Genomic DNA, 16071 nt, shown 5'->3' with positions numbered 1-16071 from the left:
GACGCGTGCACAACCCCGACCGGCGCGACTAGCGTGGTGATCGGTGACCGAGACAGAGGCGAAATCCCACAGCGCTCACTGGGGCGTGTTCTCCGCCGACTACGACGGGACCCGGCTACGGGTGCGCCCGCACCCCGGCGACCCCGATCCGTCCCCGGTGCTCGACAACATCCCGGCGGCGGTGGCGCACCCCGCGCGGGTGGCGGCGCCCGCGGTGCGGCGCGGCTGGTGGGAGCGCGGCCCCGGCCGGGACCCCGCTCGCGGCCGCGACGGGTACCTGACCGTCTCCTGGGACGCGGTGCTGGACCGGCTCGCCGAGGAGACGCAGCGGGTCCGGACCACCTACGGCGACGAGGCCGTCTACGGCGGCTCCTACGGCTGGGCCTCGGCCGGGCGGTTCCACCACGCGCAGGGGCAGCTGCACCGGTTCCTCGCGGTGACCGGCGGCTACACCCGTTCGGTCAACACCTACTCCGGCGGCGCGGCCGAGGTGATTCTCCCGCAGATCCTGGGCACCTTCGACGCCGTCACCCGCTACGCCGTGTCCTGGGACCAGGTCGCCGCGCACACGGACACGGTGCTGGCGTTCGGCGGGATGGCGCTGAAGAACTCCGCGATCGCCGCCGGCGGGGTGAGCCGGCACGTCGAGCGCGGTGCGATGCGCGCGGCCCGCGACCGCGGTGCGGTGTTCGTGCTGGTCAGCCCGCTGCGCCCGGACCTGCCGGAGGAGGTCGACGCCACCTGGCTGCCGATCCGGCCCGGTACCGACGTCGCGCTGATGCTGGCGCTGATGCACACCGTCGTCGCCGAGGGGCGGCACGACGCCGAGTTCCTCGCCTCGCACTGCGACGGCTGGGAGCGGCTGCGCGAGTACCTGTTCGCCGCGCCGGTCAAGGACGCCGAGTGGGCGGCGGCGATCACCGGGATCGACGCCGGCACCATCCGCGAGCTGGCCTGGCGGATCGCCTACGGCCGCACCCTGGTCACCGTCGCCCAGTCGCTGCAGCGCGCCGAGCACGGCGAGCAGCCGGTGTGGGGCGGGACGGCGCTGGCCGCGGTGCTCGGCCAGGTCGGACGGCCCGGCGCCGGGTTCAACTACGGTCTCGGCTCGCTGGGACACTACGGTCGCCCGCGCAACGCGGTCCCGGTCCCGACGTACTCCCGTGTCCCGAACCCGGTGACCTCGTTCATCCCGGTCGCCCGGGTCGCGGACATGCTGCTGCACCCGGGGGAGCGCTACGCCTACGACGGCGCCGAGCACACCTACCCGCACGTGCGGATGGCGTGGTGGGCCGGGGGCAACCCGTTCCACCACCACCAGGACCTGCGCCGGATGCGCCGCGCCGTCGCCGAGCTGGACACCTTCGTCGTGCACGATCCGATGTGGACCTCCACGGCCCGGCACGCGGACGTCGTGCTGCCCTCGACCACGACGCTGGAGCGCGACGACATGGGTGCGACCAGCTCCGACCCGCTGCTGGTCGCGATGAAGCAGCTGGTGCCCCCGCACGGGCAGGCCCGCAACGACTACGACGTGTACGCCGACCTCGCCGACCGGCTCGGCCACCGGGAGGCGTTCACCGAGAACCGCACCGCCCACGAGTGGCTCGTGCACATGTACGACCGGACCCGCAAGGCGCTGGCCGACCGCGGTGAGCCCGCCCCGGACTTCGAGGAGTTCTGGGCGGCCGGCGAGCTGGTCCTGCCCCAGCGCCCGGACGACGGCGGCATGCTCGCCCGGTTCCGCGCCGACCCGGCGGCGCACCCGCTGCCGACCCCGTCCGGCCGGATCCAGGTCGGGTCGGAGACGATCGCCCGGCACGGGCTGGCCGACCACCCCGGGCACCCGGCCTGGCTGGAACCCACCGAGGCCCCCGACGCGCGGCACCCGTTCTGGCTGGTGTCCAACCAGCCGGCGACCCGGCTGCACTCGCAGCTGGACTTCGGCGCGCACTCCGCGGGGGCCAAGCGCTCCGGGCGCGAGGTCGTCCGGATCCACCCCGATGACGCGGCCGCCCTCGGGATCGGCGACGGCGACGTCGTCCGGATCCACAACGACCGCGGCGCCTGCCTCGCCGCGGCCCGGCTGTCCGACGACATCCGCCCGGGCGTCGTGCAGCTGCCGACCGGGGCCTGGTGGGATCCGCATCCCGACCCGGAGCGGCCCGAGCTCGGCGACGACGGGCTGTGCGTGCACGGCAACCCGAACGCCGTCACCCGGGACCGGGGGTCGTCGAGCCTGGCGCAGGGGTGCACGGGGCAGCTGTGCGCCGTGGCGGTCTCGCCGTATCCGCACGACCCGCCGGACGTCACCGCGCACACCGCCCCGGTCTGACGGGTTCGCCCGCGCCGTACGGATTGACCTCGACCGTGCTTCATCTCTGATCATCCTCTCGAGAACCTGCAACCGCTGTTCGAGAGGCTGGATCCACATGCATCGACATCGCGCACTCGCCGACCTGCGAGGCGACATCCTGAGCCCCGGCGACCCGGACTTCGACTCCGCCCGCCAGATCTTCAACGAGAGACTGGTCGGCGAGCCCGCCCTGATCGTCCGGTGTGCCGGGGTCGCGGACGTCCGCAGGGCGCTCCGGTACGCGCAGGCCGAGGGGCTGGAGGTCTCCGTCCGCGGCGGCGGTCACGGACTCGGTGGCTGGGCCAGCAACAACGGCGGGATCGTCATCGACCTGACCCGGCTGCGGTGGGTGCTCGTCGATGCCCCCGCCCGCTCGGCCTGGATAGGCGGCGGCGCCCGGGCCGGGGACGTCGTGTCCGAGACCGTGTCGCACGGGCTCGTCCCGGTCACCGGCGTCACGGCGACCGTCGGTCTGGGCGGGCTGGCCACGGGTGCGGGCGAGGGGTACCTCACCCCGCAGCACGGCTATGCGAGCGACAACGTGATCGCCTTCGAGCTGGTGACTGCCGCCGGTGACGTCCTGCGGGTCTCGGAGACCGAACGGCCCGAGCTGTTCTGGGCGCTGCGCGGCGCCGGCCCGAACTTCGGCGTCGTGACCGCCATGCAGATCCGCCTGCACCCACTCCCGGCGCAGACGGTCGGCGGCAGCCTGACCTTCGCCGGCGCCGACGTGGCAGCGGCGACCCGTGGCGCGTGGGACCTGATGGAGAACGGATCGCAGGCCGTCTTCCCGCAGACCATGTACGGCCTCGACGCCGACGGGGCGCCCACGGTGACGATCCTTCCGGGGCACGTCGGACCGCCCGACGCGGCGGCGCGGGAGATCGACAGGCTGCGGACGTTCGCGGATCCCGTGCGGGACGACACCACGACGATGTCCTACGTCGAGCTACTGCACCAGCTCGACGACGGCGGCGGCGACCGCGGGGGCCGCCACCTGTGGGACCTGGTCCACCTGCCTTTCGCCGGTGACCGCGAGACGCAGCAGGAGCTCGTGCTCTCGCTGCTGCCGCTGTTCGGTCCGAACACGGCGATGGAGCTGTGGCGCACCGCGCCGGCGCCCGTTCCGGGTCCGCGGAGTGTGCTGCCCCGGACGCCGGGCGTCGCGCTCGTCGTCCTCCAGATGTGGACCGATCCCGCCGACGACGCACGCGAGACCGACATCCTGCGCCGGATCGGGGAGACGCTGCACGCCTCGGGACTGGTCGAGGAGAGCCCGAGCGCGTCCAACCACGTGACGGTGCACGACCCGCGCCGGGTCGCCGCCCTCTACGGGGAGGGCGCCTACGCCGGCCTGCGGAGGCTGAAGGCGGTCCACGATCCGGCGAACCTGTTCCGCAACAACTACAACGTCCCACCGGCCGACTGACCGTGCCTGCTGTCCGGCGCGTCAGGGCTTGGCCGTGACGGGCGTCGTCAGGTCGCGCTCGATCTCCTCCAGGGTGCGGCCCTTGGTCTCGGGCAGCAGGCGGGTCGCGTAGAGGTAGGCCAGCGCCGTCGTCACCGCGAAGAACAGGAAGTTCCAGCCCGCCCCGAAGATCGCCAGCAGGCTCGGGAACAGCAGCGCGACGGTCATGTTGAACAGCCAGTTGAACGTCACGCAGAACCCGACCGCACTGGCACGGACGCGCAGCGGGAACAGCTCGGGCAGCAGCACCCACTGCACCGGCCCCCAGGAGATCGAGAACGACGCGATGTAGACGACGATCCCGGCCAGCGTCACCCCGAGCAGCACCGGGCCCTGGGACAGCCCGACGAGGTTGACGACCGCGAGCACGAGCATCGCCACGCACATCCCGACCGCGCCCCAGCGCAGCAGCGGACGGCGTCCGGCCCGCTCGATCAGCCACATTCCGGGCAGCGTCATCAGCATGTTCACCGCGCCGATGCCGACGTTCGCCCCGATCGCGCCGGTGTCGCCGAAGCCGACGTTCGTGAGCAGGGTCGGGGCGTAGTAGATGATCGTGTTGATGCCGACGAAGTTCTGGAAGAACACCAGCAGCATCCCGATCAGGATCCGTCGGCGCAGCCGCGGCCCGAACAGCGTCGCCAGGGCGACCTTCTCCGAGCGCTCGCGTTCGACCCGCACACTCTCCTTGATCTCGCCGAGCTCGGCCGCGGCGGCCTCCCGGCCGCCGCGCAGCCGCTCGAGGACCTTGCGGGCGTCGTCCTCCCCGCCGTCGGGCTTCTGGGCGACCAGCCAGCGCGGGCTCTCCGGCTGGGTGTAGATCCCGATCGCCAGCACGACGGCCGGGATCACCCCGAGGCCGATCATCCAGCGCCAGGCCCGGGCGTCGGCGAACGCGAAGTCGGTGAGGTAGGCGACGAAGATCCCGACGGTCACCAGCAGCTGCATCAGCGAGGTCAGCCGCCCGCGGATCCGGGCCGGTGCCAGCTCGGACAGGTACATCGGCACGACCACCGACACGATCCCGACGCCGATGCCCATCACGAACCGGAACAGCACCAGCAGGAGCACGGTGGTGGCGAGCGCGGCGCCGAGCGTGCCGATCACGAACACGACCCCGCCGAGCAGGATCAGCATCCGCCGGCCCAGGGTGTCGGCCAGCCGTCCGGACATCCCTGCCCCGAGCATCGCGCCGACCAGCAGGCCGGACACGACGGTGCCCTGCTCCAGCGGGGTGAGCGGGATGTCGTCGGGGATGTAGAGGATCGCCCCGGAGATCACGCCGGTGTCGTAGCCCCAGAGGATCCCGCCGAGGGCGCCGAAGAACCAGATCGCCCACTGCGACTGCCGCTTGACCGATCCTGCCGAGCCCGCTGACGACGCTGCCATCGCCGGATCGTCCGGCCAATCGTTGCGCTGTGCAACTTGGACCGGGTGCCGGGGTCAGGTACGGGTGGCGAGCAGCTCGCCCTTCCCGACCGGCACCGTCACGGTGTGCACCCCCGGCTCCGCGCCGAGCAGCGAGGCCAGCGGGTCGATCTCGCCGGCGTGCGAGTGCGCGTTGTCCACGGCCAGCAGGCCGCCGGGGCGCAGCACCCGGACCGGGTGCGGCCACCAGGACGCGTACTGGGTCCGTTCGGCGTCGAGGAACAGCAGGTCGAGGCTCGCGTCCGGCCGGGCGGCGAGGTCGGCGCCGCCGTCGGCGGTACGGAACTCGACGACGTCGTCGAGCCCGGCTTCGGTCAGCCGGGCGCGGGCGTGCACGCCGGCGCCGGGGTCGATGTCGACGCTGGTCAGCCGCCCACCCGTGGCGCGCAGGGCGTCGGCGAGCACCAGGGTGGAGGCGCCCTGCGAGGTGCCGATCTCCACCGCGTCGCGGGCTCCGGTGAGCCGGATCAGGAAGGAGAGGAAGGCGCCCGCGTCGGGCTCGAGGACCCGCCAGCGGCGGAGCCGGTCGGGCTCGCCCGCGTCGTGCGTCGCGGCTTCGGAGAGCAGTCGCTCGAGCACGCGGTGCACCTTCGGATCCACGCCGACAGTCTGCTCCCGCCGGACCGGCCGGGGAATCGTCCGCCCGGGCGGCGCCCGCTTGTCGAGGGGTACACCAGGGTCGTCCCCGGGCCCCTGAACGACCCTGGTGTACCCCTCGGCGAGGGTCGAGGAAGGCGCGGCGGGATGTTGCGGGGGACTGTCGCTTCGGCCGGTTCCCGTCGAGCGTTGCGCACCGCATCATTCCTGCATGACCGACGACATGCGGAGCACGATCATCCGCGCGGTCACCGGTGTGGGCCGGGTGCTGCGCGAGGCCGGCAAGGCGCAGGAGGAGCTGTGGGCACGCCTGGAGCGCGTCGACCCGCAGCCCGGCGAGGATCTGCACTGGGAGCCGAGCATCCGGGGATGGCGCCTGGTGGGGGAGTTCCTGCCCTCGCTCGGGCGGGAGCCCTGCGACTGACGGGCTGCGGCGATCACCCGCGCACGGGCGACGGCCGTGTCAGCGCGTGGGCGCGACGTCGCCGTCGACGTAGAACCAGCGGCCCTCGTCCCGGACGAACCGGCTGCGCTCGTGCAGCTCCCCGTCGGTCCGGTGCGCCCGGAACTCGACGACCCCCTCCCGGTCGAACATCGCACCACCGGCCCGGTCGAGGATCTCCAGTCCGGTCCAGACCGAGCCCGGTTCCAGGCGCAGCCGCGGCGGCCGGGTCGACGGGTGCCAGGACGCCAGCAGGTGCGCGGTGTCGCCCAGGACGAAGGCGGTGTAGCGGCTGCGCATCAGGTCCTCGGCGGTGCCGGCCGGGCGCCCGTCGAGCACCGGGCCGCAGCAGGCGTCGAGCGGGCGGGATCGGCCGCAGGGGCAGTTCCGGGACACACCGCCCAGTATCCTGCTGTGACCCACCCGACCACCGCCCCGGGTCGGAGTTGACCGCCCCCGGAGGCGTGTGGTCGGCTCGTTCGCCGCCACCGCGGCGACCAGGCCGATGCGAGGGCAGGACGGGTGCACGGGTTCTACGAGGTGCTGCACGGGCGCCGGGACGTCCGCACCGGGTTCCGTCCCGACCCGGTCGACGACGAGGTGCTCACCCGGGTGCTCGAGGCGGCGCACGCCGCGCCGAGCGTCGGGTTCTCCCAGCCCTGGGACTTCGTGCTCGTGCGCGACCCGGCGACCCGCGAGCGGGTGCACGCGCTGGTGACCGGGCACCGCGAGCGCTACGCGGCCTCGCTGCCCGCTGCCCGGGCCGAGGCACTGCGCGCGATCCGGATCGAGGCGATCCGGGAGACCCCGCTGAACCTCGTCGTCACCGCCGACCCGACCCGCGGCGGCCGGCACACGCTGGGCCGCTACGGGCGTCCGGAGATGGGCAGCTACTCGGCGGCGCTCGCCGTGCAGAACCTCTGGCTGGCCGCCCGCGCCGAGGGCCTGGGCGTCGGCTGGGTGAGCTTCTTCGACGACGACGGGCTGGCCGCCCTGCGCGAGCTGCTCGGCCTGCCCGCGCACCTCGAGGTCGTCGCGTACCTGTGCGTCGGGCACGTGGACGGGTTCCCCGACCGGCCGGAGCTGGAGGAGCACGGCTGGGCGCGCCGCCGTCCGCTGGACTGGGCGGTGCACCAGGAGAGCTGGGGCGCCCGCGGGCTGCCCGGGGCTCCGCCGGCCGCGCTGCTGGAGTCCACCGTGGACGCGATCACCCCGGCCGACGACACGGCCCGGGCCGCGGCGCGTGACCGGCTGGACCGGATGACCATGCCGCACGGCGCGCTCGGCCGGGTCGAGGACGTCGCGGTCACCCTGGCCGGGATCGCCGGCGAGGCGGTCCCGCCGATCCCGGCGCCCGCTGCCGTCGCGGTGTTCGCGGGCGACCACGGGGTGCACGCCCGCGGGGTCACGCCGTGGCCGCAGGAGGTCACCGCGCAGATGGTGGCCAACTTCCTCGCCGGTGGCGCCGTGGTCAACGCGCTGGCGCGCCAGATCGGGGCCGAGGTGCAGGTCGTCGACGTCGGGGTGGCCGCCGACCTCGACCCGGTGCCCGGGCTGCTGCCGCGCAAGGTCGCCCACGGCACCGCGGACCTGACCCGCGCCCCCGCGATGACCCGCGATCAGGCCCGGACCGCACTCGAGCACGGCATCGAGGTCGCCCGTGACCTGGTCGCCGCGGGCAACCGGTGCCTGCTCACCGGCGACATGGGCATCGCCAACACCACCGCCGCGGCCGCGCTGATCTGCGCCTTCACCGGTGCCGACCCGGAAAGCGTCACCGGTCGCGGCACCGGCATCGACGACGACACCCTGGCCCGGAAGACCGGCGTCGTCCGGGCCGCGCTGGAGCGCCACCGCCCCGACCCGGCCGACCCGCTCGGGGTGCTGGCCGCGGTCGGCGGGCTGGAGCACGCCGGCCTGGCCGGGCTGGTGCTCGGCGCCGCCGCGCAGCGCGTCCCGGTGCTGCTCGACGGGGTCAGCGCGGGGGCCGCGGCGCTGGTGGCCGCCGCGTTCTCACCGTCCTGTGTGGACTTCTGCCTGGCCGGGCACCGGTCCGCCGAGCCCGGCGGGTCGGCCGCGCTGGCCCACCTCGGCCTGACCCCGCTGCTGGAGCTGGACATGCGGCTCGGGGAGGGGACCGGCGCGTTGCTCGCGCTGCCGGTGCTGCAGGGCGCGGCGCGGGCGATGGCCGACGTCGCCACGTTCGACAGTGCGGGCGTGACCGAGAAGACCGGCGATGGATGATCTGATCACCGTCGTCGGCATCGGGGCGGACGGCTGGCGCGGGCTGCCCGAGGCGTCGCGGGACGCGCTGCGTGAGGCGGAGGTGCTCCTCGGCGGGCCGCGTCAGCTCGACCTGGTGCCCGGCGATCTCGCCGGGGAGCGGCGGGCATGGCCGTCGCCGCTGGTCCGGGCCCTGCCCGGGTTGCTCGACGAGCTCGCCGGGCACCGGGTCGCCGTGCTGGCCTCCGGGGACCCGATGTTCTTCGGCATCGGCGCCACGCTGGCCCGGATCGCCGGGCCGGAACGGCTGCGCGTGCTGGCGCACCCGTCGTCGGTGGCGCTGGCGTGTGCCCGGCTGGGCTGGGCGTCGGAGAACGTGACCGTCCACAGTGTCGTCGGGCGCCCGCTCGACCGGATCCGGCGCGCGCTCGCGCCCGGGGCACGGCTCCTGGTGCTCTCCGCCGGGTCCGGCAGCCCCGCCGAGATCGCCGGCCTGCTCTCCGGCGGCGGATGGGGCGGGTCCGCGCTCACCGTCCTGGAACGACTCGGCGCGGACGACGAACGGATCCGCCCCGGCACCGCCGCCGCACCCCCGGCCGACGCCGACCCGCTCAACGTCGTCGCGATCGAGTGCGTGCCCGACGCCGGGCTCGTCCCGCACGGCGAGACCCCCGGCCTGCCCGACGACGCCTACGACCACGACGGCCAGCTCACCAAGCGCGAGGTCCGCGCCGTCACCCTCGCCCACCTCGCGCCGCGGCCCGGCGAGCTGCTGTGGGACGTCGGCGCCGGATCCGGCTCGATCGGGATCGAGTGGATGCGCGCGCACCCGGGGTGTGGCGCGGTCGCCGTCGAACCCCGGCCGGAGCGCGCGGAGCGGATCGCGCGCAACGCCTCCAAGCTCGGCGTGCCCGGCCTGCGGGTCGTCACCGGCCGCGCCCCGGAGGCCCTCGACGGGCTGCCCGCACCGGACGCCGTGTTCGTCGGCGGCGGCCTGACCCGCGACGGCGTGCTCGACGCCTGCCTGTCCGCGCTGCGCCCGGGCGGGCGCCTGGTCGCCAACGCCGTCACCGTGCAGACCGAGGCCGCGCTGGCCGCCGCGCACGCCGCGCACGGGGGAGACCTGGTCCGGGTCCAGGTGGCCCGGGCCGAACCGGTCGGCGGATTCCACGGCTGGCGCCCAGCGATGCCGGTGACGATCTGGAGCCACATGCGGAGGGACGAACCGTGACGGTGCACTTCATCGGAGCAGGACCGGGCGCGGTCGACCTGTTGACCCTGCGGGCCCGGGACCTGATCGCCGCCTCCCCGGTGTGCCTCTACGCCGGCAGCCTGGTCCCGCCGGAGATGCTGGAGCTCTGCCCGCCCGGCGCGCGCACGATCGACACCGCGCTGATGACCCTCGACGAGATCGTCACCGAGATGGTGCGCGCGCACCGGCACGGACTCGACGTCGCCCGGCTCGCCTCCGGCGACCCGTCGGTGTTCTCCGCGCTGGCCGAGCAGATCCGCCGGCTGGAGGCCGAGGGCGTCCCCTACGACGTCTGCCCCGGCGTCCCCGCCTACGCCGCCGCGGCCGCCGCACTCGGCCGGGAGCTGACCGTCCCGACCGTGGCACAGACCGTCACGCTGACCCGGATCGCCGCCCGCGCCACCCCCATGCCCGACGACGAGGGGCTGGCCGCGCTCGGGAAGGCCGGCGGCACCGTCGTGCTGCACTTGGCCGTGCACCGGATCGACGAGGTCGTCGACGCGCTCGCCCCCGCCTACGGCGGCGACTGTCCGGCCGCGGTCGTCGCGCACGCGTCGCGGGCGCACGAGATCGTCCTGCGGGGTCCACTCGACGGCCTGCCGAAGGCGGTGCGCGAGGCCGGGATCGAACGCACCGCAGTGATCATCGTGGGGGAGGCGCTGGCGGCGCAGCACTTCCCGGACTCGCACCTCTACTCCGCGGCCCGCTGCCGCACCCCGGGATCCCACTCGAGGAGGGGGAGTAGCTAGTCGGTCCCCCGCTGCCGTTCCTGGGCGCTGACCCGGTCGGTCGCCTGCGGCTGGTCCGGCACCACGTCGGCGAGCCGCTCCAGTGCGGGCAGCGCCTGCCAGATCAGCTCCTGGTCGGACTCGCTGAGCAGGGCCAGGCGGTCCGAGAGCCACGCGTTGCGGTGGTGGCGTATGCGCGCGCCGGTCTCGTGGCCGGCGTCGGTCAGCTGTACCCGGGTGAGCCGCCGGTCCGAGGGCTCCCGTTCCCGGTCGATCAGGCCGCGGTCCTGCAGCGAGTCCAGCGTCCGGGTCAGCGTCGAGGGCTTGACCCCCTCGCCGACCGCCAGCTCGCCGGAGGTCGCCCGTCCCATCCGCTCGATGCGGAACAGCAGCGAGATGACGGGGAAGGTGAAGTCCTCGTAGGGCTGCTGGCGGAGCACCCGGCCGAGCCAGCCGAAGACCATCTGCAGCCGTGTCAGGTGTGCGGGCGTGGTCGCGGCTCGCTGCATCGTGCTTGTCCACCCTGACGTCGTCGTGCCATTGTCGCGCCGGGCCGGCGGACCCGGGAGCCTACCGTCCGGACCGTGGCGAGCAACGGTTCGCCCCGCGAACGGTTGTCCGGCGGCGGTCGACGATCAGCAGCAAAGTCCCTGGTCGGATGACCTGCCGGGAAACAATTCAGACAGTTCGCAAGGCGAAAGCTTCCCTTTTCGGCGCCTCTGCGTTAGCGTTCCGATCGAGCCGAGGGGGCCGGAACCCGCCGAGTCACCCCTGGTCACAGCGTCGGGCCGGCACCCACCGGCCCGTATTCGACCTGTCCGAATCACTGTCGATTGGAATTCTTGTCGATGTCGAACGACCGCAAGCCCGTCCTGGTCATCAACGGCCCGAACCTCAACCTGCTCGGCAAGCGTGAGCCCGGCATCTACGGCGCCGCCACCCTCGCCGACATGGAGGACCTCTGCCGCAAGAAGGCCGCCGACGTCGGCCTCGAGGTGGAGTTCTTCCAGAGCAACCACGAGGGCGCGATCGTCGACCGGATCCACGTCGCCCGCGAGGAGTCCTCGGCGATCGTGATCAACGGCGGCGCCCTCGGGCACTACTCGATCGCGCTGCACGACGCGCTGCGCGCCTCCGAGCTGCCGATCATGGAGGTGCACATCTCCAACGGCACCAAGCGGGAGAGCTTCCGCCACCACTCCTACGTCACCGTCACCGCGATCGGTCTGGTCAAGGGCATGGGGATCTTCGGCTACGGCGTGGCGCTGGAGTACCTCGCCACGCACCAGCTCTGAGCGATCCCGCCCGAGCACGAGAGACGCGAGGACGGAGAGACATGAGCAAGGAACTGCGCGCCGGGATCATCGGCTGCGGCAAGATCGCCATCAACCACGCCGACACGCTCCGCGACTTCACGGGCGCATCGCTCGTCGCGGTCTGCGACAACGACGCGGTGCGGGCCAAGGAGTTCGGCCGCGACCACGGCGTGGACGCCGTGTTCTCCGACCCGGACCGGTTCTTCGCCGAGGCCGACCTCGACGTCGTGCACATCTGCACCCCGCACCCGAGCCACGAGCCGCTGGTGCTGGCCGCGGCCCGGGCCGGGGTGCACGCGCTGTGCGAGAAGCCGCTGGCCGTCGACGTCGAGTCGGCCGATCGCATGATCGCCGCCGCCGACGAGGCCGGCATCAAGCTGGGCACGGTCTTCCAGCGCCGCTACTGGCCGGCCGCGCGCCGGATCCGGGCGGCCATCGACGACGGCACACTGGGCACCCCGATCCTCGGCGACTGCACCGTGTTGATCCACAAGAACCGGGCGTACTTCGAGGAGGACGCCTGGCGCGGCCGCTGGGACACCGACGGCGGCGGGGTGCTCATGAACCAGGCGATCCACTACCTGGACCTGCTGCAGTGGTACATGGGCCCGATCGTCTCGGTCAGCGGCCGGATCGCCACGCTCAAGCACGCCGGCTACATCGAGGTGGAGGACACCGCGGTGGCCACCGTCGAGTTCGAGGGCGGCCGGCTGGCGACGATCCGGGCGACCACCGCCACCGACCCGAGCCTGGGCTACCGGGTCACCGTCACCGGCGACGCCGGCGCAACCCTGTCGGTGATCGAGTCGCCGATCGGCGGGCCCGGGGTGAACGACGTCTGGGCCGTGCGCGACGCCGAGGAGTACTCGCTCCCGTGGTCGGCCGACACCGAGTCGCACCCGCCGCAGGCCGAGGTGCACCGCGCGCTCAAGCCCTACCACGCCCTGCAGGTGCGGGACTTCCTCGACGCCGTCGTCGCGGACCGCACCCCCGAGATCGACGGCGTCGAGGGGCGCAAGTCGCTCGCCCTCGTCCAGGCCGTCTACGAGTCCGCCCGACGCAACGGGGAGCCCGTCCCGCTCCCGTAGCCGGAGCGGACGCCGGAGAGAGGAAGGTCCCGCAGTGTTGCTGGTACCTCGACGACGTCAGGACACGACGTCACCCCCGGTCGAGAACGCCCGCCGGGGTTTCCGGATCGACGCCCCCTGGGTGTTCGTCCTGCCCTACCTGCTGGGCGCGGCTTTCCTGATCGCCTACCCCCTGGGCTACGGCTTCTGGATCGCCCGCGACCCGCTGAACTACCTGCAGCTGTTCAACGACCCCACCTACTGGGGTGCGGCGGTCAACACGCTGCTGTTCCTCGGGGTCGGCGTGAACGTCACGCTGGTGCTCGCGCTGCTGCTCTCGGGGTTCTTCGCGATCCGGCGCTGGTGGATCAAGGCGTTGCTGCCGGTGTTCATCCTGCCCTGGGCGATCCCGTCGGTGTCGGCGTACCTCTCGGTGCACTGGATGCTGAACTCCGAGAACGGGATGATCAACACGATCCTCCGCGGGATCGGGTTCACCTCGCCGCCGGAGTGGCTCAACACCTACTCCTGGGCGATCACCGGGGCGATCGTCGCCTTCATCTGGCAGTGGCTGCCGTTCTGGACGCTGATCCTCCTCGCGGCCCGGATGGCGATCCCGCCGTCGGTCTACGAAGCCGCCGACATCGACGGCGCGACCGGGATCCGCCGGCTGGCCTACGTGACGTTCCCGCTGCTGCGCGGCACATACCTGACCAGCACCCTGCTCGCCGCGATCTGGACGCTGTCCGACTACAACGCGGTCAACTTCGTCACCGGCGGTGCGCCCGGGGACACCACCCACGTGCTCGCGACCCTCGGCGTGGACTACGCGTTCGAGATCGGGTTCGTCGAGCTCGGGGTCAGCGTCGGGCTGACCGCGCTGCCGCTGGTGGTGATCCTCATCGTGCTGCTGGTCTCGCGGCTCAAGAAGGAAGCGGGAGGTGCGGCATGAACGCCACGGGTATGACCGCCACGACGAGCCGGCGACTCGGCAACGCCGCCCTGCCGCTGCTGGGCATCGTGCTCGTGGTGTGGTCGCTGCTTCCCGTCTACCACATGGCGGTCGTGAGTCTCAGCCCGGACGACGAGCTCTTCGACGGCACGCTCGCCCCGGCGCACCCCACGCTGGACAACTATGCGACGGTGCTGAGCCAGGACGACTACACCGTCCAGTTCTTCTGGGTGCAGCTGTGGAACAGCATCGTCGTCTCGGGCTTCTCCGCCTTCGGGATCCTGGCGATCGGCACGCTCGCGGCCTTCGCGATCGTCCGGCTCCAGCCGCGCTGGGGCGGCCTGCTCACCAACACCGCGCTGGCCACCTACGTGATCCCGCTGTCGTTCCTGGCCATCCCGCTGTACAAGACGATGGCGAACTACAACCTGCTCGGCACCCGGGCGGCGCTGGTCCTGGCGACCATCACCTTCGGGTCGCCGTACGCGATCTGGGTGCTGTCCCAGTACGCCCGCTCCAGCATCCCGTTCGAGCTGGACGAGGCCGCGACGATCGACGGTGCGGGTCCGTGGCGGATGTACTTCCAGATCTTCCTGCCGCTGATGAAGCCGCCGATGGTCGTGGTGGGGATCTACGCCCTGCTGCTGGCCTGGAACGAGTACCTGCTCGCGTTCCTGTTCCTCAGCGACGAGGAGGCCATGACCCTGCCCGTGACGCTGGGCAACTTCCTCAATTCCGACCAGGTGCCCTGGAACCTGATGATGGCGACGGCGCTGCTCTACGCGCTCCCGCCGGTGATCATCTATTACTGCTTCCAGCACAACGTCTCGAGCGGCTCGACCGCGGGCGGGGTGAAGAACTGATGAGCACGACGACGAGCCGGCGGAACTTCCTGCGCACCGGCGGGCTGGTGGCCGCCGGGATGGCCCTGGGCCCCGCGCTCCTGACCGGATGCGGCGCGACCGGCCGCGACGGCCCGCTCACCGTCTGGTGGGGCCGCGGCTACTACGAGGAGGAGGACCTCTCCGCGACGCGGATGGTCGAGGCCTGGTCGGAGATGACCGGCCGCGAGGTCAGCATCCAGTTCCTCTCGACGCCGGCGATGGCCAGCAAGCTGACGAGCTCGGTGGAGGCCGGACGCCCGCCGGACCTCGCCTACCACCAGAACGTCCGGGGCTCGCTGTTCGCCCACCAGGGCAAGCTCGCCGACGTCACCGACGTCGTGGACTCACTCGCCCTCACCCCACAGGCGCGGGAGGCGGTCCGGTTCCGCGACGACGTGCGCGACGTGACCAGCTACTTCGCGGTGCCGCTGCTGTCCTGGACGATCCCGATCTTCCACTGGCGCAGCATGCTGACCGACGTCGGCCTGGACTTCGCCGATGCTCCCCGTGACTGGGACGGCTACTGGAACTTCTGGAAGGACGCGCAGGCACGTGCCGCCGCACAGCCGGGGAGCGGCAACCCCTACGGCGTGGGCTGGTCACTGAGCTCGGCCATGGAGGACACCCCGGAGTTCTTCCAGGTCCTGCTCAAGTCCACCGGCGCCGAGTTGCTCGACGGGCGCAACGAGATCGACGTCGACGGGGCGGGGGTCCGAGAGGGGCTGGAGTACACCCTGCGCTGGATCACCGAGCTCTACGCCGACGGCTACACCCCGCCGGACTCGATCAGCTGGCAGAGCGGCGGGAACAACCAGGTCTTCCACAACAATCAGGTGTTCATGACGCCGAACGGGACGCTGTCGATCCCGGGGTCGATCAAGGACAAGGACCCGGAGCGCTGGGCGGACATCGTCACGACGCCGTGGCCGGACGCCCCGGTCGGCGGCCCCACCCCGGCACCGGTGAAGTTCGGCCGGATCCTGTGTTTCGAGGAGGCAGGACGGGTGGACGAGACCAAGGACCTGTTGTCGTTCATCATGCGCGAGCAGAACGTGCAGCAGTACCTGGAGGACGGCCGTGGTCGCTGGTACCCGACCATGTCGTCGCTGGTCGAGCTGCCGTTCTGGGCCGACAACCCGGACGCGAACGTCCGCGCGGTGCACCGGATCTTCGACGGCGGCACGATCCAGCCCGACTGGCGCGAGCTGAGCCTGGGCTACTCCCGGGTCGAGGACCTCAACATCTGGGCGACCGCGCTGACCCGCGTCCTCATCGAGGGCCGGTCGGTGGAGGACACCACCGCGGACACGCTCCGCCAGATCGAGCTGCTCGGCGAGCAGTTCAACACCCGGACGTGA

The 16071-nt window shown here is 72.7% G+C and carries 15 protein-coding genes; 11 read left to right on the top strand and 4 right to left on the bottom strand.

Annotated elements, in window-relative coordinates; all coding sequences use genetic code 11:
- Positions 1–43: 43 nt before the first annotated feature.
- Both WIS52_RS02785 and WIS52_RS02780 read left to right on the top strand, forming a co-directional pair.
- Positions 44–2335 (top strand): molybdopterin-dependent oxidoreductase, encoded by a 2292-nt coding sequence (locus WIS52_RS02785; protein WP_349296465.1) that lies wholly within the window; start codon positions 44–46, stop codon positions 2333–2335.
- Between the two features lie 97 nt (positions 2336–2432).
- The gene (locus tag WIS52_RS02780; protein WP_349296464.1) at positions 2433–3785 is read left to right on the top strand and encodes an FAD-binding oxidoreductase; all 1353 of its coding nucleotides are present in this window, start codon (positions 2433–2435) and stop codon (positions 3783–3785) included.
- A gap of 21 nt (positions 3786–3806) precedes the next feature.
- Here WIS52_RS02780 and WIS52_RS02775 read toward each other — a convergent pair whose 3' ends face one another.
- Positions 3807–5213 (bottom strand): sugar porter family MFS transporter, encoded by a 1407-nt coding sequence (locus WIS52_RS02775; RefSeq protein WP_349296463.1) that lies wholly within the window; start codon positions 5211–5213, stop codon positions 3807–3809.
- 54 nt (positions 5214–5267) lie between these two features.
- Positions 5268–5831 (bottom strand): O-methyltransferase, encoded by a 564-nt coding sequence (locus WIS52_RS02770; RefSeq protein WP_349296462.1) that lies wholly within the window; start codon positions 5829–5831, stop codon positions 5268–5270.
- A gap of 229 nt (positions 5832–6060) precedes the next feature.
- Here WIS52_RS02770 and WIS52_RS02765 point away from each other — a divergent pair, with 229 nt between their 5' ends.
- The gene (locus WIS52_RS02765) at positions 6061–6273 is read left to right on the top strand and encodes a hypothetical protein (RefSeq protein ID WP_349296461.1); all 213 of its coding nucleotides are present in this window, start codon (positions 6061–6063) and stop codon (positions 6271–6273) included.
- A 39-nt stretch (positions 6274–6312) separates the two neighbouring features.
- Here the strand turns inward: WIS52_RS02765 and WIS52_RS02760 are convergent, their stop codons facing one another.
- Entirely contained in the window at positions 6313–6687 is a 375-nt protein-coding gene (locus WIS52_RS02760) for a YchJ family protein (RefSeq protein ID WP_349296460.1), read from the bottom strand.
- 126 nt (positions 6688–6813) lie between these two features.
- On the opposite strand from WIS52_RS02760, the gene cobT reads away from it, so the two are divergent.
- Genes cobT through cobM form a run of 3 tightly spaced genes read left to right on the top strand, consistent with a single transcriptional unit; the run spans position 6814 to position 10515 of the window.
- Complete coding sequence (gene cobT / locus WIS52_RS02755; RefSeq protein WP_349296459.1) at positions 6814–8535, top strand: nicotinate-nucleotide--dimethylbenzimidazole phosphoribosyltransferase; 1722 nt, start codon at positions 6814–6816, stop codon at positions 8533–8535.
- A complete protein-coding gene (gene cbiE, locus WIS52_RS02750; RefSeq protein WP_349296458.1) occupies positions 8528–9745 on the top strand; it encodes a precorrin-6y C5,15-methyltransferase (decarboxylating) subunit CbiE in 1218 nt (405 codons plus the stop codon). Before cobT ends, cbiE begins: the two co-directional genes overlap by 8 nt.
- Complete coding sequence (cobM, locus tag WIS52_RS02745) at positions 9742–10515, top strand: precorrin-4 C(11)-methyltransferase (RefSeq protein ID WP_349296457.1); 774 nt, start codon at positions 9742–9744, stop codon at positions 10513–10515. Before cbiE ends, cobM begins: the two co-directional genes overlap by 4 nt.
- On the opposite strand, the gene WIS52_RS02740 is transcribed toward cobM, so the two are convergent.
- Positions 10512–11003, bottom strand: a complete 492-nt coding sequence (locus tag WIS52_RS02740; protein ID WP_349296456.1) for a MarR family transcriptional regulator — start codon at positions 11001–11003, stop codon at positions 10512–10514. The two genes, cobM and WIS52_RS02740, sit on opposite strands and share 4 nt — an antisense overlap.
- A gap of 339 nt (positions 11004–11342) precedes the next feature.
- Here WIS52_RS02740 and aroQ point away from each other — a divergent pair, with 339 nt between their 5' ends.
- Genes aroQ through WIS52_RS02715 form a run of 5 tightly spaced genes read left to right on the top strand, consistent with a single transcriptional unit; the run spans position 11343 to position 16071 of the window.
- Complete coding sequence (gene aroQ / locus WIS52_RS02735; RefSeq protein ID WP_349296455.1) at positions 11343–11789, top strand: type II 3-dehydroquinate dehydratase; 447 nt, start codon at positions 11343–11345, stop codon at positions 11787–11789.
- 41 nt (positions 11790–11830) lie between these two features.
- Entirely contained in the window at positions 11831–12898 is a 1068-nt protein-coding gene (locus tag WIS52_RS02730; RefSeq protein ID WP_349296454.1) for a Gfo/Idh/MocA family protein, read from the top strand.
- A 34-nt stretch (positions 12899–12932) separates the two neighbouring features.
- Complete coding sequence (locus WIS52_RS02725) at positions 12933–13829, top strand: carbohydrate ABC transporter permease (RefSeq protein WP_349296453.1); 897 nt, start codon at positions 12933–12935, stop codon at positions 13827–13829.
- A complete protein-coding gene (locus WIS52_RS02720) occupies positions 13826–14692 on the top strand; it encodes a carbohydrate ABC transporter permease (protein WP_349296452.1) in 867 nt (288 codons plus the stop codon). The genes WIS52_RS02725 and WIS52_RS02720 overlap by 4 nt, the downstream gene beginning before the upstream one ends.
- Positions 14692–16071 (top strand): ABC transporter substrate-binding protein, encoded by a 1380-nt coding sequence (locus WIS52_RS02715; RefSeq protein WP_349296451.1) that lies wholly within the window; start codon positions 14692–14694, stop codon positions 16069–16071. Before WIS52_RS02720 ends, WIS52_RS02715 begins: the two co-directional genes overlap by 1 nt.

Origin of the sequence: Pseudonocardia nematodicida, assembly GCF_040105385.1 — a bacterium.
GTDB lineage: Bacteria > Actinomycetota > Actinomycetes > Mycobacteriales > Pseudonocardiaceae > Pseudonocardia > Pseudonocardia nematodicida.
Note: the sequence above shows the minus strand (reverse complement) of the source record. Positions and strands in the feature narration are given on the sequence as shown.

Excerpts from the sequence above, each read along its gene's own strand:
- WIS52_RS02780 (WP_349296464.1), top strand. The coding sequence starts at position 2,433 with ATGCATCGACATCGCGCACTCGCCGACCTGCGAGGCGACATCCTGAGC.
- WIS52_RS02775 (WP_349296463.1), bottom strand. The coding sequence starts at position 5,213 with ATGGCAGCGTCGTCAGCGGGCTCGGCAGGATCGGTCAAGCGGCAGTCG.
- WIS52_RS02765 (WP_349296461.1), top strand. The coding sequence starts at position 6,061 with ATGACCGACGACATGCGGAGCACGATCATCCGCGCGGTCACCGGTGTG.
- cbiE (WP_349296458.1), top strand. The coding sequence starts at position 8,528 with ATGGATGATCTGATCACCGTCGTCGGCATCGGGGCGGACGGCTGGCGC.
- WIS52_RS02740 (WP_349296456.1), bottom strand. The coding sequence starts at position 11,003 with ATGCAGCGAGCCGCGACCACGCCCGCACACCTGACACGGCTGCAGATG.
- aroQ (WP_349296455.1), top strand. The coding sequence starts at position 11,343 with ATGTCGAACGACCGCAAGCCCGTCCTGGTCATCAACGGCCCGAACCTC.
- WIS52_RS02730 (WP_349296454.1), top strand. The coding sequence starts at position 11,831 with ATGAGCAAGGAACTGCGCGCCGGGATCATCGGCTGCGGCAAGATCGCC.
- WIS52_RS02720 (WP_349296452.1), top strand. The coding sequence starts at position 13,826 with ATGAACGCCACGGGTATGACCGCCACGACGAGCCGGCGACTCGGCAAC.
- WIS52_RS02715 (WP_349296451.1), top strand. The coding sequence starts at position 14,692 with ATGAGCACGACGACGAGCCGGCGGAACTTCCTGCGCACCGGCGGGCTG.